Annotated in this window: 14 protein-coding genes; 6 read left to right on the top strand and 8 right to left on the bottom strand. The window is 59.9% G+C overall.

All coding sequences use genetic code 11. The features are described 5' to 3' along the window. Nucleotides 1-301 precede the first annotated feature (301 nt). Together BS300_RS11690 and BS300_RS11685 are read right to left on the bottom strand one after the other, a co-directional pair. Nucleotides 302-1,372 carry a nitronate monooxygenase gene (locus tag BS300_RS11690; RefSeq protein WP_071912920.1) on the bottom strand — a complete coding sequence of 357 codons (1,071 nt, stop codon included), beginning with the start codon at nt 1,370-1,372 and terminating at the stop codon, nt 302-304. 74 nt (nt 1,373-1,446) lie between these two features. Continuing rightward, the gene (locus tag BS300_RS11685) at nt 1,447-2,088 is read right to left on the bottom strand and encodes a ribonuclease (protein ID WP_071912918.1); all 642 of its coding nucleotides are present in this window, start codon (nt 2,086-2,088) and stop codon (nt 1,447-1,449) included. Nucleotides 2,089-2,291: 203 nt separating this feature from the next. On the opposite strand from BS300_RS11685, the gene BS300_RS11680 reads away from it, so the two are divergent. Then, nucleotides 2,292-2,852 carry a carbonate dehydratase gene (locus BS300_RS11680; protein ID WP_005343397.1) on the top strand — a complete coding sequence of 187 codons (561 nt, stop codon included), beginning with the start codon at nt 2,292-2,294 and terminating at the stop codon, nt 2,850-2,852. Nucleotides 2,853-2,934: 82 nt separating this feature from the next. Here BS300_RS11680 and BS300_RS11675 read toward each other — a convergent pair whose 3' ends face one another. Then, complete coding sequence (locus BS300_RS11675; RefSeq protein ID WP_071912915.1) at nt 2,935-3,843, bottom strand: S-adenosyl-l-methionine hydroxide adenosyltransferase family protein; 909 nt, start codon at nt 3,841-3,843, stop codon at nt 2,935-2,937. A gap of 215 nt (nt 3,844-4,058) precedes the next feature. Between BS300_RS11675 and BS300_RS11670 the strand changes: the two genes are divergently transcribed. The 3 genes from BS300_RS11670 (at nt 4,059) to BS300_RS11660 (ending at nt 7,447) form a co-directional block, all read left to right on the top strand. Continuing rightward, on the top strand, nt 4,059-4,517 hold the full coding sequence (locus BS300_RS11670) for a hypothetical protein (RefSeq protein ID WP_071912914.1): 459 nt from the start codon (nt 4,059-4,061) through the stop codon (nt 4,515-4,517). Nucleotides 4,518-4,626: 109 nt separating this feature from the next. Further along, nucleotides 4,627-6,096, top strand: coding sequence for a GGDEF domain-containing protein (locus BS300_RS11665; protein ID WP_071912912.1), 1,470 nt, complete (start codon nt 4,627-4,629; stop codon nt 6,094-6,096). A gap of 103 nt (nt 6,097-6,199) precedes the next feature. Further along, on the top strand, nt 6,200-7,447 hold the full coding sequence (locus tag BS300_RS11660; RefSeq protein ID WP_071912910.1) for a DEAD/DEAH box helicase: 1,248 nt from the start codon (nt 6,200-6,202) through the stop codon (nt 7,445-7,447). Nucleotides 7,448-7,761: 314 nt separating this feature from the next. Here the strand turns inward: BS300_RS11660 and BS300_RS11655 are convergent, their stop codons facing one another. Together BS300_RS11655 and BS300_RS21095 are read right to left on the bottom strand one after the other, a co-directional pair. Beyond that, nucleotides 7,762-9,036, bottom strand: a complete 1,275-nt coding sequence (locus BS300_RS11655; protein WP_071912908.1) for a hypothetical protein — start codon at nt 9,034-9,036, stop codon at nt 7,762-7,764. 42 nt (nt 9,037-9,078) lie between these two features. Then, nucleotides 9,079-9,294: a hypothetical protein gene (locus BS300_RS21095; protein ID WP_143241767.1), complete on the bottom strand. Its 216-nt coding sequence runs from the start codon at nt 9,292-9,294 to the stop codon at nt 9,079-9,081. Between the two features lie 75 nt (nt 9,295-9,369). On the opposite strand from BS300_RS21095, the gene BS300_RS11650 reads away from it, so the two are divergent. Continuing rightward, nucleotides 9,370-10,794: a DASS family sodium-coupled anion symporter gene (locus BS300_RS11650; protein WP_071912905.1), complete on the top strand. Its 1,425-nt coding sequence runs from the start codon at nt 9,370-9,372 to the stop codon at nt 10,792-10,794. Nucleotides 10,795-10,899: 105 nt separating this feature from the next. On the opposite strand, the gene BS300_RS11645 is transcribed toward BS300_RS11650, so the two are convergent. Next, complete coding sequence (locus BS300_RS11645; RefSeq protein ID WP_081849377.1) at nt 10,900-11,664, bottom strand: CphA family subclass B2 metallo-beta-lactamase; 765 nt, start codon at nt 11,662-11,664, stop codon at nt 10,900-10,902. A gap of 719 nt (nt 11,665-12,383) precedes the next feature. Here BS300_RS11645 and BS300_RS11640 point away from each other — a divergent pair. Further along, nucleotides 12,384-13,139 carry an FRG domain-containing protein gene (locus BS300_RS11640; RefSeq protein ID WP_071912903.1) on the top strand — a complete coding sequence of 252 codons (756 nt, stop codon included), beginning with the start codon at nt 12,384-12,386 and terminating at the stop codon, nt 13,137-13,139. Between the two features lie 157 nt (nt 13,140-13,296). On the opposite strand, the gene BS300_RS11635 is transcribed toward BS300_RS11640, so the two are convergent. Both BS300_RS11635 and aguA read right to left on the bottom strand, forming a co-directional pair. Further along, nucleotides 13,297-15,000: an amidase gene (locus BS300_RS11635; RefSeq protein ID WP_071912901.1), complete on the bottom strand. Its 1,704-nt coding sequence runs from the start codon at nt 14,998-15,000 to the stop codon at nt 13,297-13,299. A gap of 127 nt (nt 15,001-15,127) precedes the next feature. Beyond that, nucleotides 15,128-16,225 carry an agmatine deiminase gene (aguA, locus tag BS300_RS11630; protein WP_071912899.1) on the bottom strand — a complete coding sequence of 366 codons (1,098 nt, stop codon included), beginning with the start codon at nt 16,223-16,225 and terminating at the stop codon, nt 15,128-15,130. Nucleotides 16,226-16,261 lie beyond the last annotated feature (36 nt).

Below are 16,261 nucleotides of genomic sequence, written 5' to 3'. Positions count from 1 at the left end.
TTTGCAAAGGCTTTTCGAGGTTACCGACTTGGCTTTCTGCGTTGCCGCTTGCCGTGTCGATGGGGCGCATTATAGAGAGATTGATCACATTGGCAAGGGCCAAAATGCAATAAAATCGCAAAAAACTGCACTTTATTGGTTATTCATATCAACCAACAAGCTTTGCACAGACTTATCCACAGAAAGGCGTAAAATCCGGATTGTTCGCGGCCATAACACAGCGCTTATCAGGTGGTTGAGCACGCAGTTCGCCAGCCATCCCCTCACCAGTCAGCTCTCTTTGCCTCTTGTATAGAGGCAATCACACCAGCCCGGCCTCCTTTATCCACTCCGCCACCAGCTCGCGGAGGGGCAGCTCACGACAACCGGAGAGATCCTGCCCCGCCCAGAGCGGAGAAAACCCGCTATCGCCCCGGGACTCCGCCACTGCGCGCAGCAGAGCCAGGGCGCCACTGGCATAAGGGAAGCAAGGCGCCAGATCCGAGAGCGGGCCCAGCTCCCGCATCAACCGGTTGCTGATGCCGCGGGCGGGGCGGCCGCTGAACAGATTGGTCAGCGCCGTATGCTCACCTCGAGATGAGTGAAGCGCCGCCCGATGCAGCGGCGAGGTAGTCGCCTCATGGCAGCAGAGAAAGGCGGTGCCCATCTGCACGGCGCTCGCCCCCAGCGCCAGCGCGTTGGCAATCCCCTTGCCATCGACGATACCACCGGCGGCGATCACCGGCAGGTCGATCGCTGCGAGGATCTGTGGCAGCAAGGTAAAGGTGCTCTGCTGCAGCGCGAGATCATCAGAGAGGAAATGGCCGCGATGACCGCCCGCTTCCAGCCCCTGCGCAATCACCGCATCGGCGCCGTGGTGAGCAAGCCACTGTGCCTCGGCCACCGTGGTGGCGCTGGCCAGCACATAGGCGCCGCTCGCCTTCACGCTGGCAAGCAGCTCGGGGGCAGGCAAACCAAAGTGGAAGCTGACCACCGTCGGCCTGAACCCGGTCAGCAGCTCGGCATGTTGTGCGTTGAACGGGGCCCGGGTGGGTGCCTTGGCTGCGGCAGCCGTTGCTGCCGCCATGCTGATGTCAAACTCGGCATAGTAGGGAGAGAGCGCCTGTTGCCAGCGCATCTGTTGATCAGGATCTGGCTCCTCCTGCCGATGGCAGAAGAAGTTGACGTTGAAGGGAGCATCGGTCGCAGCTCGCATTGCCTGCAGCTGGGCGGATAACTGCTCGCTGCCGAGCATGGCCGCCGGCAAGGAGCCCAGCAGGCCTGCCTGACAGGCGGCGATGGCCAATCGGTGATCCTGCACACCTGCCATGGGGGCCTGGATCAGCGGGTAACGCAGACCGAGGCGACGAGCAAAACGGGAAGGGGCATCCATGATCCAGACTCCTTTCTGCAAATGGCGGAAAAATAGAACGGGCCCATCATGGGCCCGCTCACGCTAGTGACACATCAACGCACGCTGCGCAGCAGGAAATCCGGCTGACCGCAGGAGCGGCGCTCGCGCTTTTGCATCTCGGCGGAACAGGTGACCGCATCCGTCCCCTCTTTATTGACGCAGATGTAGATCTCCCGCAGGAAGCGGCCACCATCGGCGCACGCTACCGTGATGTTGTCGGGAGCCAGCCACTCGTTGGCGCTCGCCAGATCAGCCTTGAGCTGGAAGGTGCTCTTGCGCAGCGGCTCTTCCGGGGATTGATAAGCGGCCGGGATCTTCACCTTCTGGCGCAGGTCGCTCGCCAGCTGATGGAATTGGGGCTGACTCAGGCCGGAGCAGGTGCCGTGCTTTTCCCACTCATGGCGATAGAGAAAACGGCTAGGGTAGAGGCCGGCAAACTCTTGCTCCATGTTGGCGTCGAGCCGCTCGCGGGTGCAGTTGCCGGGGTAACCGCGATCGTACTGGGGCCAGAGACCGTGCAACACAAAGCCCAGCTTGCGGGAACATTGATCCTTGTCCGCAGGTTTGACGGCGCAGTGCTCGGGCGACCAGGAGAGCGCCAGCGCATAGTAATCAAAGTCACCCGCCACCCCTTTCGCCTGCACCGCAGAGGAGAGCAGCAAACCACCAGCCAACAGGGCCATCATCTTCTTCATCTTTATATCCATCCAAACCGACTCTCGGGATGGCAGCCATGCTCCCATATTCCGGCGAGCGGAAACAGTGATCGCGACGCTGCTTGCGACAAGGGTCAGACCAGTCAGGGCTTTCACCGAGGGGCGACGAGGGGTAAGCTGACCGACCGGTGGACGCCTCGTCCACCACCCAAGCACTCCTCTTGGCAACCACAGGATGTAACATGATCCGCAAAAATCCCTCCGGCCACCTGCCGGTCATCGATGAATCCGCCTATATCGACAAAACCGCCATCATCTGCGGCAAGGTGATCATCAAAGAGAATGTCTTCGTCGGCCCCTACGCGGTGATCCGCGCCGACGAGGTGGATGCCAACGGCGAGATGGAGCCCATCGTCATCGGCGCCAACTCCAACATTCAGGACGGGGTGGTGATCCACTCCAAATCCGGCGCCGCCGTCACCATCGGCGAATACACCTCCATCGCCCACCGCTCCATCGTCCACGGGCCGTGCGAAGTGGGGAACCGGGTCTTTATCGGTTTCAACAGTGTGCTGTTCAACTGCCATATCGGCGATGGTGCCGTGGTGCGTCACAACTCGGTGATCGATGGCTGCGATCTGCCGCCGGAGTTCTACGTCCCCTCCACCACCCGCATCAACCAGCAGAGCGATCTGACCCATATCCCCCGGGTTTCAGTGGATGCCGCCGAGTTCTCCGAAGACGTGGCCCACACCAATATCGATCTGGTCAAAGGGTACAAGGCGCTCTCCAACGAGTTCTGATCCCTTTCTTTTATTACCAGAGAACAAAACGGGCGCCGAGGCGCCCGTTGCTGTTTCTATCGCTACTTAATATATGTGCGGGTCAGGAGCACTTCTTCAGGCTGATATGCCAGTTGGCACCGGACTGCACCTGATGCTTGGCAGCGAAGCTGTCCATGTTCAGCGCCACCGACACCTGCAGCAGGCTGTTGAGATAGACCAGCGGCTGCCCTTCCGGTACATCGCCAAAGCTGCTGACGTAGGGTGCCTTGCCGTCATATTTGACCGCAGAGCCTTCGCTGATCTTGATGCAGGCGGTATCCCCCTTGTTGATCCCCGCCTTGGTCAGCAGGGTATCGTCTATGTTGGTCCAGACGTTGCCGTACTGCACATCGAGGATCGGGATGGTGCCTTTGAGGGTGCCATCATTCTCGGCTACCGCAGCCTGATAGGGGATCTTCACCACCTCGGCAGGCAGTTTCGGGCCCACCTGCTCGTAGCTGATGGCACCGGAGGCGAGCCGGGCGCCGGTGTAGGCATACACATCGCGACCGTGGAAGGTGTAGGACTTCTCGGAGCCCTTGAGGCGGTTGGTCTTCTCGTCGATCTGGCGCACGGTGTCGATGCCGAAGTGTTCGGCTACCAGAGTCAGGGTGCCGTTATCCGGGCTGACGATGTAGTGGCCGCTCTTGGTCTTGAGCACCACCGACTTGCGATCGGTGCCGACACCCGGATCCACCACGCTGACGAACACTGTGCCCTTGGGCCAGTACTGCAGGGTCTGATAGAGGCGGTAGGAGGCTTCCCAGATGTTGTAGGCCGGGATCTCGTGGGTCAGGTCATAGAGCGGCAGGGTGCGATCCACCCCGAAGGCGACCCCCTTCATGGCCGAGACGGCGCCATCTTTAAGGCCAAAGTCGGTCTGGATCACCAGCGCCTCGTTGGCGGTGGCAACACTGCTGGCCAGCAGCAGGGCAAGCGCAATGGCGCGGGGAGCGGTACGAATATCCATATCTGAACTCCTGAAACGGTGGCAATGAGTGGTCAAAAACCTTCATTTGGCCATCCAGACTGCCACAACAGGAATTTATTGCAAGGTGTTAACACCAAAGTGAGCCGCCACTCGCAAAACAGAGGGGCTATGGCAGAAATTGTGCTCGCCAAAGCCGGTTGATGGCGTTATCAAAAGAGGGTTGTCACACTCGCCCCCGACAGGAGTCCCGCACCATGAATCCCGCCCCCGACACCACACTGTTACTGGAGATTGGCGAGCAGCGCAGTCAGGTCTGGCTTGGCCACGCCGATGCTCCCCTCGCCAGCTGGACGCTCGCTTTCGGCACCCGCGCCATCCAGCCCGGGCCATTTCGCCACGCGCCGCCCACCCCGCTCGAACTGGAGCGCGCCATCATGGTAGTAGAGGATGAGCTGATGCGCATCGCTCCCGATATACCGCCCGGTCTGCCTCTCACCCTGCGCAGCGAGCCCTCGCTGGCCGAAGGGCTGGGGGATAACACCATGAGCCGGGAACTGGTGGAACAAGCCTTTGGCCAGCTGGCCGCCATGGCTGAGGGGGATCCCCTCGCCGCCAGCCAGTTGCCGCGGGAGGAGGCGTTTGCCGCCGTGCTGCTGATCGTGCGAGAGTGGTTGCACCATCTGGCCAGCGAGCAGGTGTTGCAGGTTGAATAGCCGGCCGCGCCGGGGCTGACGCCAAGCGGGGTGGCATATACTCAATCATGTCCACCCCCGCAATCCGCCACCTGCGGATCCTTTACCCCACTCAGGAGAGACCCCGGCCATGGCCTGGTATCAGATTCGACTCGACCGTCCCAGAGCCACCCTGCTGGGGCTCGCCCTGCTGGTATTGGGCGGGCTGGGTTGCGTCCTCTATTACACCTATCTCAATATCCAGCACGATATGAACCTCATCACCGCCAAGCAGAAGAACGTGTTCGACGTCTTCTATCAGCGGGCCAAGATCCTCAAGGTGGAGAACATCGCCAGCTATCTGGCACAGCACCATCCGCTCGACCGGCGCCCGCCCCCGAGCGGCGTCGGCACCGACTATCTCTACGGCTACGACCTCAAGAGCAAGGAGCGCTTTGCCGATGTCCCGCTGCAATACCCGGCGGCCAATATCCTCAACACCTTCCGTTACGCCCTCTCCTACCCGGAGGTGATCAACATCTACACCATCTGGGACGACTACCGGCTGATCGGCATGGTGGCCAACGAGCGCATCCTGCCCGCCAAACTGGGCTCTGTCCGGGTGGATCTGATGAGTTTTCGCCCCTGGTATCACTACTTCGGCTGCGCCAGCTTCAGCAAGCTCCGGCACTTCTGCAGCACCGATGAAGCGGTGGTCTCCGATATCGAGGTAGACAGTTTCAGCCTGCGCAACACCATAGTGATGTACTTCCCCTTCACCTATCAGCTGGGGCGCGGCGGCTACAAATATGGCCTGCTGGCCATCGACATCGCGGTAGATGAAGCCTTCAACGAGGTGCTGCGCCCCTTTCAACATCTCAACCCGAGCCGCACCGCCATCGCCTTCGATGCCGCCGAGCCGTGCCGTGCCTTTCATCTCTGTCTCAACAAACCCTTTATGCAGACCAAAAGCGGCGCCGTGCTCTATCTGAAGTGGTCCTACTCCTGGCTCGACTTCATCAAGCTGGCGCTCCACAGCGCAGCCTTCAAGGTCTACATCATCATCATTCTGCTGGCGATGGTGGCGTGGAAGCAGCTCTACCAGCGGCTGCGTACCCTGGCTCACACCGACCACCTGACCCAGCTGCCGCGGCGCGACATCCTCAACCGCACCATGCTGCACGAGCACGACTACCTGATGATCCTCGACATCGACAACTTCAAGTCGATCAACGACACCTATGGCCACGGTATTGGCGATCAGGCGCTGGTCGCTTTTTCCCGCCACCTCAGGAGCAATATCCGCAAGGTGGACAGCGCCATCCGCTGGGGCGGCGAGGAGTTCATCGTGCTGTTCAAGGGGATGGACGATGACGAGATGATGCGCCACTCCGCCGCCCGGCTGCTGGCTCGCCCCCTCACCATTGCCGAGCTGCCCGACCCCATCACCTTCTCGGCCGGCGTGATCCGCATTCGCGACTACCTGTCGGTGGCCGAGGCGGTGCATCTGGCCGATGAGCTGCTCTATCACGTCAAACAGCAGGGCAAACACAATATCGCCAGCTACGATGGCCAGCGGATCCACCTGATCCGCAACCCCGACGCCGAAACCGCCAGCTAAGCTGGCCCGCCTTCTGCCACTCCCCCTCTATCTGTTACCATCGCGGCCACGATCACTCACAGCATCGTGGCCGCAGGCCGCGATAACCCCGACTGGTGCCCCTATGTCCACAGCCTCTTTTGCCGAACTGGCCCTCTCCCCCCGCTTGCAGCAGACCCTGACCGAACTGGGCTATGCCGCGCCGACCCCGGTGCAGGCCAGCGCCATCCCCGTCATTCTGGCGGGGCGCGATCTGATGGCGGGCGCCCAGACCGGCACCGGCAAGACCGCAGCCTTCGTGCTGCCACTGCTGGAGCAGCTGCTACAGCAGCCACAGGCAGAGCCCCGCCCGATCCGCGCGCTGGTGCTGGTGCCGACCCGCGAGCTGGCGGTGCAGGTCGCCGAGAGTGTGGCGCGCTACGGTCAAGGCACCGGTCTCACCAGCACGCTGGTCTACGGCGGGGTGAGTATCGCAGCGCAGGTCGAGGCGCTTCAAGCCGGAGTGGATATTCTGATCGCCACCCCGGGCCGCCTGCTCGACCATCTGCGACAGGGGGCCTTGAGTCTGGCGGCGCTGCGCCATCTGGTGTTTGACGAGGCGGATCGCATGCTCGACATGGGCTTTATGGACGAGATCAAGGCGCTGCTCAAACAGATCCCGGCGGATCGCCAGACCCTGCTCTTCTCCGCCACCTGCGATGACAACCTGTTTGCCTTGAGCAAGGTGCTGCTACGCGACCCCGAACTGATTGAAGTAGCGCCACGCAACACCACGGCAGCCGAAGTAGAGCAGCGGGTTTATACGGTGGACAGCGATCGCAAGCTGGCGCTGGTCGAACATATGCTGAAAGTGAAAGGCTGGGCACCGGCCCTCATCTTCAGCCGCACCCGTCAGGGGACCGACAAACTGGCCCAGCAGCTTGGCAAGGCGGGCATCAATGCGCTGGCCTTCCACGGCGACCTGTCGCAGAGCGCGCGGGAAAAAGTGCTGCTGGAGTTTCGCGCCGGCACCTTGCAGGCGCTGGTCGCCACCGACGTGGCGGCCCGCGGCCTCGATATCACGGATCTCAACTACGTGATTAACCTTGAGTTCCCGTTTGTGGCTGAGGATTACGTCCACCGTATCGGTCGCACCGGCCGCGCCGGCAACAAGGGGCTCGCCATCACCCTGTTCAGCCCGGAAGATGCGCCGCTGCTGGAGAAGGTAGAAGCGGTGCTCGACACTCGTTTGCCCCAGCAGTGGTTCCCCGGCTTTGAGCCGGATCTCACTCGCTTCGAGCCCGAGCCGCGCCGCAACAGCAAGGCGGCCCAGAAACAGCGCGCCAGAAAGCAGGCCCTCGCTGGCAACAAGGGTGGCAAGGGCCGGCGCTAACCTCCGCCAATCCCTGCAAACCCATCCCTGTAAACCGGAACAAGCCCCTGCGCGGCCGCTTTTACCGCCGTGCGGGGGCGCAGCGGCAAACCGGTTCACTATAAGCAGGATTTATGGGTTTTCCCGAAATGACCCAACTCCAGCTTATACCGATGTCCGCCACGCCCCGTCTGCCATAAAGGGGCAACTGCGGGGCTGCGAGCCCTATAAAAAGAGAACGCCCGATCGGGCGTTCTTTTTCCTTTGACGCTTCAACCCATCCTCCCCTGCCAACCCCTTCTGCCCACAGATACTGCGAGCCTACGCAGCAACGGCTAGGGCGCAGTCGCAAGCTCGGGTGGCAGGGTACGCAGGATCTGCCGCTCCGCCAGGGTCGAGAGGATAAACATCACCATATAGCCAAGCCCCAACGCCACGATAATCGCCACCACGTTGGCGGTGAACTCGGCCACCAGATAGTAGGCGGCGACCAGTGCCACTATGCCCGCCAGCCGGATCAACAAACTCTGGGTAAAGTAACCGTGGGCCTTGATATAGGCGAGCTGATAGCCATTGAGCATCATAAAGATGAAGAAGATGGAGAAGTGGAACAGCACCGGCACCGCCCCCACGTAGTCGGCGGGGAAGAACAACAGCACCAGCGGTTTGCCCGCCAGCAGCATCAAGCCAAAGAAGGCCAGACTGACGATGGCGGAGAGACGGAAGATCCAGCTGCGGATCATCCTGATCTGGCGGTGATCGCCGTTGCGCAGATTGACCGCCAGCTCAGGCAGCACAAAGCGGTAGATGGGGAAGACGAACAAGGTGGTCATATAGGTGAAGATGGGGCGCACCACCACCTGAAAATCCCCCAGCTCGTCGAGGCTGAAGTGGCGGATGGTGAGCAGCACTGTGATGTAAATCATCAGGATGCTGGCCCCAGCCTCCAGCGAGGCGGTAAAGCTCTTCTTCACATAGCTCACCATCTCGGGGCCGAGCGCCACCTTGGCGAGCGGCCTGGTGGCGATGGCCCGGCGCCGCGAAACATACATATAACCGGCGATGGCGAGCGAGGAAAAGGTCAGCCCGTAGAAGAGCGAAGCGAGCGCATCCATCCCCAGCCCGAAATAGCAGGCCATAAACAGCAGGCCGTTGGCCAGCGGCTCCAGCCAGGTAACCCGGTTGGAGAGCGCATACATCCGGTACATGGCCACCAGATTGGTGAAGTAGACCTTGAGCCCCAGCCCGAAGATAACCCCCACCAGTTGCAGATACTCCACCCGGATATGGAGCCCGTGCTTGATATAGGGGATCACCGCCCCCCAGGTGAGCAGCACGATGCCGATGAGGAAGTAGCGAAAGATATTGATGATGTCCCGATCGTTTTTGGTCTGGGAGTAGCTCACCACCATGGAGGAGCGAAAACCTGTCATCAGGATAAAGGAGAGGGAGATCAAATCGACCACGCTGTTGAACAGCGCCAGCTCCCCCTTGGCGACCCACTGCGCCAGCCACACCTTGAAGGCGAAGCCGATAACGATGCTGACCAGCGAGGCCCACATCCCGGTGATAAAGGCCTGTTTGAGGCGAGCGAGAGAGGCATATTGCATAACGAAAATTTATGGTTTTCCGGGGAATGACTAAACGCCATCTTATGAAAGCCCACCCGCCTTGAACAGCCTTAATCCCGCGCACTCACAACAACCAAGGGCAAAAGGCCCGATCCCGGGCGTTTTGCTGTTCATCACTTTTGATTGCCCGCCGGTTGCCCTGCACCAGCCCAACTCCACAAGGCCAAAGCAGCCCAAATAACCAGCCGCAATTAATCGAAAGCTCAATTTGATGCAATTGATGGATTTGGCATCCATCAATACCCCTTTTATAGTAGGGGGGCTGAAGCGGCCTCAATCGCTCCCTCCCCACTCATTCCGGACAGGAATCTTATGAAAAAACTCACTCTCGCCCAGCTCGCCGCACTCGTGACCGTGCTGCTGGCTATCGTCTGCTGGCAGCTGCCAGCCCCGGCCGGACTGGCACCGGCGGCCTACCACACCGCCATTCTGTTTATCGCCACCATTCTGGTCATCGTCACCAACATAGCGCCGACCGGCTATATCGCCATCCTCTCCCTCGGGCTCTACGCCGTGCTCCATGCCGGCGGCGAAGCGACCCCCAAGGCGGCCATCGAAGGGGCGCTGGTCGACTTCAACCACCCGCTGATCTGGCTTATCGTCATCGCCTTCATGATTGCCAGCGCCTTTGCCAAGACCGGCCTTGGCAAGCGGATCGCCCTGCTGCTGCTCAGCCGCTTTGGCCAGTCCACCCTGCGCTCCGCCTACTGTCTGGCGGTTGCCGACTTTATTCTGGCTCCCGCCACTCCGAGCAACACGGCCCGCGCCGCCATCGTCGCCCCCATTGCGGACTCGCTGGCCAAGACCATCAACAAGGATGACCGCAAGCTGGGGCAGTTCCTGCTCTCCAGCGTCAGCGCCATGAACGACGCCTCGGCGGTCGCCTTCAGCACCGGCTTTGCCGGCAATCTGGCGCTGGTCGGCATTGCCGCCAGCGTCGCCGGGCTCACGGTCGGCTTTCGCGAATGGGCGCTCTACCTGCTGCCGCCCGCCATCGGTCTGCTGCTGATCATGCCGCTGGTGCTCTATCTGGTGATCCGCCCCGAGACCCGCGACACGCCGGATGCCCCCCGCTTCGCCCGCGAGGAGCTGGCCAAAATGGGCCCCCTCTCCCGCCATGAGAAGAGCCTGCTCGGGGTCTTTGTCGGTCTGGTGGTGCTCTGGGTCGGCGGCAGCAATCTGGGGCTGGATGCCACCACGGTCGCCTTTCTCGGTCTGGCCGCCCTGCTGCTGCTCGGGGTGCTGAACTGGAACGATGTGAAGGGCAACAGCGCCGCCTTCGATACCCTGATCTGGTTCAGCGTGCTGATGGGGATGGCCGACAACCTGAAACGGGTCGGCTTTACCGGCTGGCTGGGGGATGAACTCTCCGGCTTTATGCACAGCACCCTCGGCGGGCTCGGCACCATTCCCATGCTGCTGGTGGTGATGGGGCTCTACCTCTTTACCTCCTACGCCTTCGCCTCGGCCACCGCCAAGGTGGTGGCGCTGGCACCGGTGATTGCCGGGGCCCTGCTGGCGGTCGGCGTGCCTGCCGAGCTCGCCATCTTCAGCATCGCCGCCATCACCAACGTCGGCTGCAACCTCGCCACCTACTCCCACGCCCGCATCCCGCTGCTGATGGGGATGGGCTATCACACCAGCGCGGAGTGGATGCGGATCGGTCTGGTGATCGCCATCGTGGGCTTTGCCGTGGTGATGAGCATCGGCCTCACCTGGTGGCAGTGGCTGATCTGATAACAAAAAGGGCCCGTAACGGGCCCTTTTGCATAGAGGGTGTGCAACGTTCCATACCGGCGCTGCCCTTGCCACAAGCCGCGGCATTGTTAAAAACAGCGCGGGTCAGCTCTGGGGCGCCGCCTTGATCAGCTCTTCATAGTGATCGATCAGTTCGGGCCCGTGCAGCGGCGAGTCGTGACCGCCAATCACCGTCTTGATCGGCAACTTCATCGCTTTGAGCCGCTCGATGGTCTGCGGATACTCCTTCACATTGGCAAAGCTCAGGTTGCCCAGCTTCTCCTTGAGAATGCAGTTGCCATAGAGCACCTGCTCGTCGGGGAAGTAGACAAAGATGCCGTCCGGCGTATGGGCCGGGCCCGCGTAGAAGGCGCGCACCTTGCCCTCTTGCAGGGTGAAGTCGCCATCGTGCACCACGTTGGGCAGCACCAGCGGCAGATCCGGGTACTCCGGCAGCCCCTTGCGGGTAAAGGCGACAATCTCGGCCCAGTCGCTCTTCATCAGATCCCGGGTCTGGCGTGTCGCCACCACCTTGGCCCCGATGGACTTCCAGTAGGCGTTACCACCCGCCCGATCGGTATGGTAGTTGGTGTTGATCACCTCCAGCACCGGCTTGCTGCTGACCCGTTTAATGAGCTTGTGCAGCTCGCGGGCGGTATCCGGCGTCCAGGTCGCCCCCACCACCGTCACCCCCTTGGCCCCGAAATAGACCATGGAGTTCTCTTTGACGTAGTAGTTGTCCTCCACCACATAGACAGGGCCACTTACCTGCTTGAGGGAGATCCCCGCCGCCCGCACGCTGCCACCCCAGAAACTCGCCATCAGCACCACGGCCCCGGCCAATCCGCACTTCATCCAACCTTTCATCATCTTGCTCCCTCGAACCAACCGCCCCCTCGCCACCCCTGTGGCAAGCCGGGCCTTTTAAGCAGTGGGCAGAAGATACGGGGGATTTGTGAGGGGAAAATGAGGTTGTGTGAAGTCTGGGTGAAGTCAGGATCAATCTGCAGCGACCCCCTGTTCGCGAACGTCCGAATACGCTGCGCTATTCGAACCTGCAACACAGATAGCAACCCCTCACCCTAACCCTCTCCCGAGGGAGAGGGGATGGTCCGTACCAATTCCACGCTACTCATATTCACCCGAACCACAGAGCCAACACACAACCAGCGGAGCATATTTGCCCCCTTCTCCCACTCTTGATCACAGACAAGGGGAGAAGGGCCGGGGATGAGGGGGAGGTAACAATATGCCACATCATGTAGGGTCGATTAGCGCAGCGTAATCGTCCGCATACCGCCACGCACCGAGTCATGGCAAGACCAACAGGAAACTCTGAATATCACCAGCTTCTCGGCCACGACCCATTCATTCTCATTGAGGGCTTCATAAGCATCCACAAATTGAATACACTGAAAACGATTTTATCTATTTTCGTGTAAATTTCAGGAGGCATTTTGGAGATAATATCGAGTTCATGGGTCCACCCCGATGCAATACATTAAGGCTCTTTCTCTTTTGACTGTGGTCATAGTTGCCCTATTATTAGGGTAGAGTCAATACATGCATTAAACCAAGTTGTCGGATATGTGAAGTTTTTAAATAAATCCGTCGGTGAGGTTTACTTTAGAGGGCAGTGTGATTTATATAAAAAGTTACTACCAAGTATATATAGGTATGGTACAAGTAATTCATCTGTAGCAACAAGAAACCGTAAGATATCAACCTATATCAATACCTGTACTAGTGGAATGCCATGCATTTCAAATATCAATATCAATGTCAGGGAACCGTTACTACAACATTATGGAATAAAGACAAGATGGCTGGACTTAGTTGATAACTTATGGATTGCGCTTTGGTTTAGCATCCATAAATATAAAACCAGTACGCATGATAGAACATATGAATATGTATATGCTCGTGATGACGATGAATCATCCGCTTATATACTAATGGTTTTTTCTGATGCAGATGTAAAATCTCCTGTCACCGATGGATATTACGTTGGAAAAACTACCGAACTAGTTGATTTAAGAGTTGCTGCACCATCTGTTTTTCTAAGACCGCATGCACAGCACGCCATACTAATCAAACCTAAAGTCAATCAAAAAATCCAAGATGTTGACTTGGCCAAAAATGTCTGTCTAGCAATCGAAATGAACGTTGGCAAAATAAAAAAATGGCTTGGCTCCGGCTTATTAATAAGCGCCGAAAATATTTATCCCCCTCCTGTTTTTGATAATGGATACAGCATACTTTTAGAGCAAGCGCCTCATAGCAAAGAAGATATGAAAAACTTCGGAAGTATAACTTCCATGTCATATTCATCCCAGCAAATATAGTTCAACAGGATATACAATAACTTTAATTCTAAAATTATAACATTGAGTTACTTGGAAGGGGTTGCTTTGTTAATATCCATAGAAAAAACCACCCGCTATGCGGGTGGTTTTTTCATTATCTTCGGATAAACCAAAGAGATTTCACTCACAACACCAATCAAGCCAACGGCGGCGTCCGTGGCGGCACCATCCGCTTGCTGCCGGTAGACTCGAAGGCCGAGGCAAAGCGCAGCAGGTTGTTGTCGTCATAGGCGCGACCGGCGAAGGTCAGGCCCACCGGCATACCGATATCGGCCATCACCCCCATGGGGACGGTGACAGTCGGCACGCCGAGGTGGCGAATGGCGAGGTTGCCGTTGGCCACCCAGATGCCGTTGCTCCAGGCGATATCGGCAGAGGCCGGATTCACATCCGCATCAGCCGGGGCGACGTCGGCGACGGTGGGGAACAGCACGGCGTCGAGCTTGAGCCCGTCCATCCAGTCCTCGAGATCCAGCTTGCGGGTCTTCTCCAGGCCGCGCAGGCCGTCCGGCACTGTGGGGATCTCGTCAAAGCGCTTGATGCCGCGCTTGGCCATATTGACGTACTCGTCCATGCCCGCCGCCAGATCGCCCTCGCGGTTCGGCAGGGTGCCCGGGTCGTGGGGGAAGATCTTCGGCCCATCGACATCGGCCAGCTTGTTGAGCTTGGGATCGCCGTTGGCACGCAGGAAGTCGTCGAACGCCCAGCCGGAGAGCTCCCACAGCTCGTCGTTGAGAAACTCCGGGCTCACGATGCCGCGATTGAACACGGTCGGCGCGCCGGGTCGGTCCCCTTCGCAGTTGGAGACCAGCGGGAAGTCCACTTCGATGACTTCGGCGCCAGCGGCTTCCAGCGCCTTGCGCGCATCTTCCCAGAGGGCGATCACGGTCTCGCGGGTATGGATGCGCTGACCGGTCGGGCCGCCGATGCCGGGGTTTTCGCTGGTGCCGGCCAGTTCATCCTTGTTGATAAACATGCGCGGCACGCCGAGGCGCTTGCCCTTGAGGGCATCGGCCTTGGCAGCCAGATCCAGATAGGAAGCCGGACGCACTTCAGAGGCCTTGGGCAGCTGCACCCAGGGTTGCAGGCGCCACAGATCGCCACGGGTATCGGCATCGTCGGCGACCACTACATCGAGCACTTCCAAGAGGTCATTCATGGTGCGGGCATAGGGCACCACCACATCCATGGTCGGAGTCAGCGGCCAGTTGCCGCGCACCGAGATGACGCCACGGGACGGGGTGTAGGCGCACAGACCGTTGTTGGAGGCAGGGCCACGGCCGCTCGACCAGGTCTCTTCGGCCAGACCAAAGGCGGAGAAGCTGGCGGCGGTGGCGGTACCGGCGCCGTTGGAGGAGCCGGAAGCAAACGGCGCGGTCAGGTAGTCGGCGTTGTAGGGGCTCTCGGCACGGCCATAGACGCCGCGCTGCATGCCGCCATTGGCCATCGGTGGCATATTGGTTTTGCCAAGGCAGATGGCACCGGCGGCGCGCAGGCGCTCAACGGTAAAGGCATCGCGCTGGGCCACCAAATCCTTGAAGGCCGGGCTGCCGGAGGCGGCGGTCAGCCCCTTGACCAGATAGCTGTCTTTGGCGGTGTAGGGGATGCCGTCGAGCGGGCTCAGGGTTTCGCCACGGGCGCGGCGGGCATCGGAAGCTTCGGCTTCTTTCAGCGCATCGGGATTGGCGACCACCACGGCGTTGAGTTTGGTGGCAGTCTCGGGGCCGTTGTAGGCCTCGATACGGGCCAGATAGGCCTTGACCAGTTCGACCGCTGTAGTGCGGCCTGATTCGAGCGCGGCACGCAGCTCGGCAATGGAAACCTCGGTCACTTCGATCATGGGGATCTCCTGTAAAAGGGTGACTGTTTGTCATGATGATCGCCGCATCTGCGCCGGCGACCATCACACCATCAAGAGAGAAAACCCCACGGCGTGGGGTTTTGAATTTCTACACTCTTCGACCAGCTTATTGACCTGAAGGGATCTGCTGGGTAATGCAGTGAATATTGCCACCGCCCAGCAGGATCTCGCGGGCCGGCACGCCGACCACAGTATGATCCGGGAAGATCTCTTCCAGAATGCGCTGGGCTTCGCCATCGGTGGCGGCATCCAGCAGCGGATAGACGATGCGATCGTTGGTGATGAGGAAGTTCACATAGGAACCGGCCAGACGGCCTTCTGCCTCGCGCGGTACACCGGTTCCGCTCTCGACACCGGCAGACTCCTCTTCAGTGCAGAACAGCGGGCCCGGCTGGGGCAGCTTCCACACTTTCAGCTTGCGACCCTTGGCATCGACCGCCGCTTCCAGCACCTTGAGGGCGGCCACGGAGCGGGCGTACTGGGGATCGTTCTGATCGTCAGTCCAGTGCAGGGCAACTTCACCCGGGCGCACGAAGCAGCACATGTTGTCGATGTGGCCGTCGGTTTCGTCCATGTAGACGCCTTCGTCCAGCCAGATAAAGCTGGTAACGCCCAGATAGTCGCGCAGGTGCGCTTCGATCTGCTCTTTGGTCAGGTGCGGGTTGCGGTTTTCGTTGAGCAGGCACTCGGCGGTGGTCAGGCAGGTGCCTTCACCATCGACGTGGATGGAGCCCCCTTCCAGAATCAGCGGCGCATCGTAGCGAGCCATCTCGTGCTGAGTCAGCATCTGGGCTGCGACCTCTTCATCCTGATTCCAGGGGTAGTAGAGACCGCCCTTGTGGCCGCCCCAGGCGTTGAAGCCCCAATCCACGCCGCGGCACTCGCCGGCAGCGTTTGTAACGATGGTCGGGCCGGTATCGCGGGCCCAGCAGTCATCGCTGTCCATTTCAACCAGAGTGACGTGGGCGGGCATGATGGCGCGGGCCTGCTCCATAAACTGGGCCGGAACCCCCATAAAGACCGGAGTCGCGCCACCGATGGCATCGGCCACCTTGGCGAAGGTCTCTTGCGCGAAGCGACCGGCTACGCGCCAGTTGTCCGGGCGAAACGGCCAGATCATCCAGACGGCCTGCTGGTGCGCCCACTCGGCGGGCATGGTGAAGCCGTCGGCGGCCGGCGTGGAGTTAATGGTCTTGATGCTCATCGCAAGGCTCCTTGCATGGATTGAGGCCCCCGTTTA

Origin of the sequence: Aeromonas sp. SCS5 (assembly GCF_001887375.1) — a bacterium.
Taxonomy (GTDB): domain Bacteria; phylum Pseudomonadota; class Gammaproteobacteria; order Enterobacterales; family Aeromonadaceae; genus Aeromonas; species Aeromonas jandaei.
Note: the sequence above shows the minus strand (reverse complement) of the source record. Positions and strands in the feature narration are given on the sequence as shown.

What these genes read in the sequence shown, in the direction of transcription:
- BS300_RS11690 (WP_071912920.1), bottom strand. Translation starts at nt 1,372, where the DNA reads ATGGATGCCCCTTCCCGTTTTGCTCGTCGCCTCGGTCTGCGTTACCCG.
- BS300_RS11685 (WP_071912918.1), bottom strand. Translation starts at nt 2,088, where the DNA reads ATGAAGAAGATGATGGCCCTGTTGGCTGGTGGTTTGCTGCTCTCCTCT.
- BS300_RS11680 (WP_005343397.1), top strand. Translation starts at nt 2,292, where the DNA reads ATGATCCGCAAAAATCCCTCCGGCCACCTGCCGGTCATCGATGAATCC.
- BS300_RS11675 (WP_071912915.1), bottom strand. Translation starts at nt 3,843, where the DNA reads ATGGATATTCGTACCGCTCCCCGCGCCATTGCGCTTGCCCTGCTGCTG.
- BS300_RS11670 (WP_071912914.1), top strand. Translation starts at nt 4,059, where the DNA reads ATGAATCCCGCCCCCGACACCACACTGTTACTGGAGATTGGCGAGCAG.
- BS300_RS11665 (WP_071912912.1), top strand. Translation starts at nt 4,627, where the DNA reads ATGGCCTGGTATCAGATTCGACTCGACCGTCCCAGAGCCACCCTGCTG.
- BS300_RS11660 (WP_071912910.1), top strand. Translation starts at nt 6,200, where the DNA reads ATGTCCACAGCCTCTTTTGCCGAACTGGCCCTCTCCCCCCGCTTGCAG.
- BS300_RS11655 (WP_071912908.1), bottom strand. Translation starts at nt 9,036, where the DNA reads ATGCAATATGCCTCTCTCGCTCGCCTCAAACAGGCCTTTATCACCGGG.
- BS300_RS21095 (WP_143241767.1), bottom strand. Translation starts at nt 9,294, where the DNA reads ATGGATGCCAAATCCATCAATTGCATCAAATTGAGCTTTCGATTAATT.
- BS300_RS11650 (WP_071912905.1), top strand. Translation starts at nt 9,370, where the DNA reads ATGAAAAAACTCACTCTCGCCCAGCTCGCCGCACTCGTGACCGTGCTG.
- BS300_RS11645 (WP_081849377.1), bottom strand. Translation starts at nt 11,664, where the DNA reads ATGATGAAAGGTTGGATGAAGTGCGGATTGGCCGGGGCCGTGGTGCTG.
- BS300_RS11635 (WP_071912901.1), bottom strand. Translation starts at nt 15,000, where the DNA reads ATGATCGAAGTGACCGAGGTTTCCATTGCCGAGCTGCGTGCCGCGCTC.
- aguA (WP_071912899.1), bottom strand. Translation starts at nt 16,225, where the DNA reads ATGAGCATCAAGACCATTAACTCCACGCCGGCCGCCGACGGCTTCACC.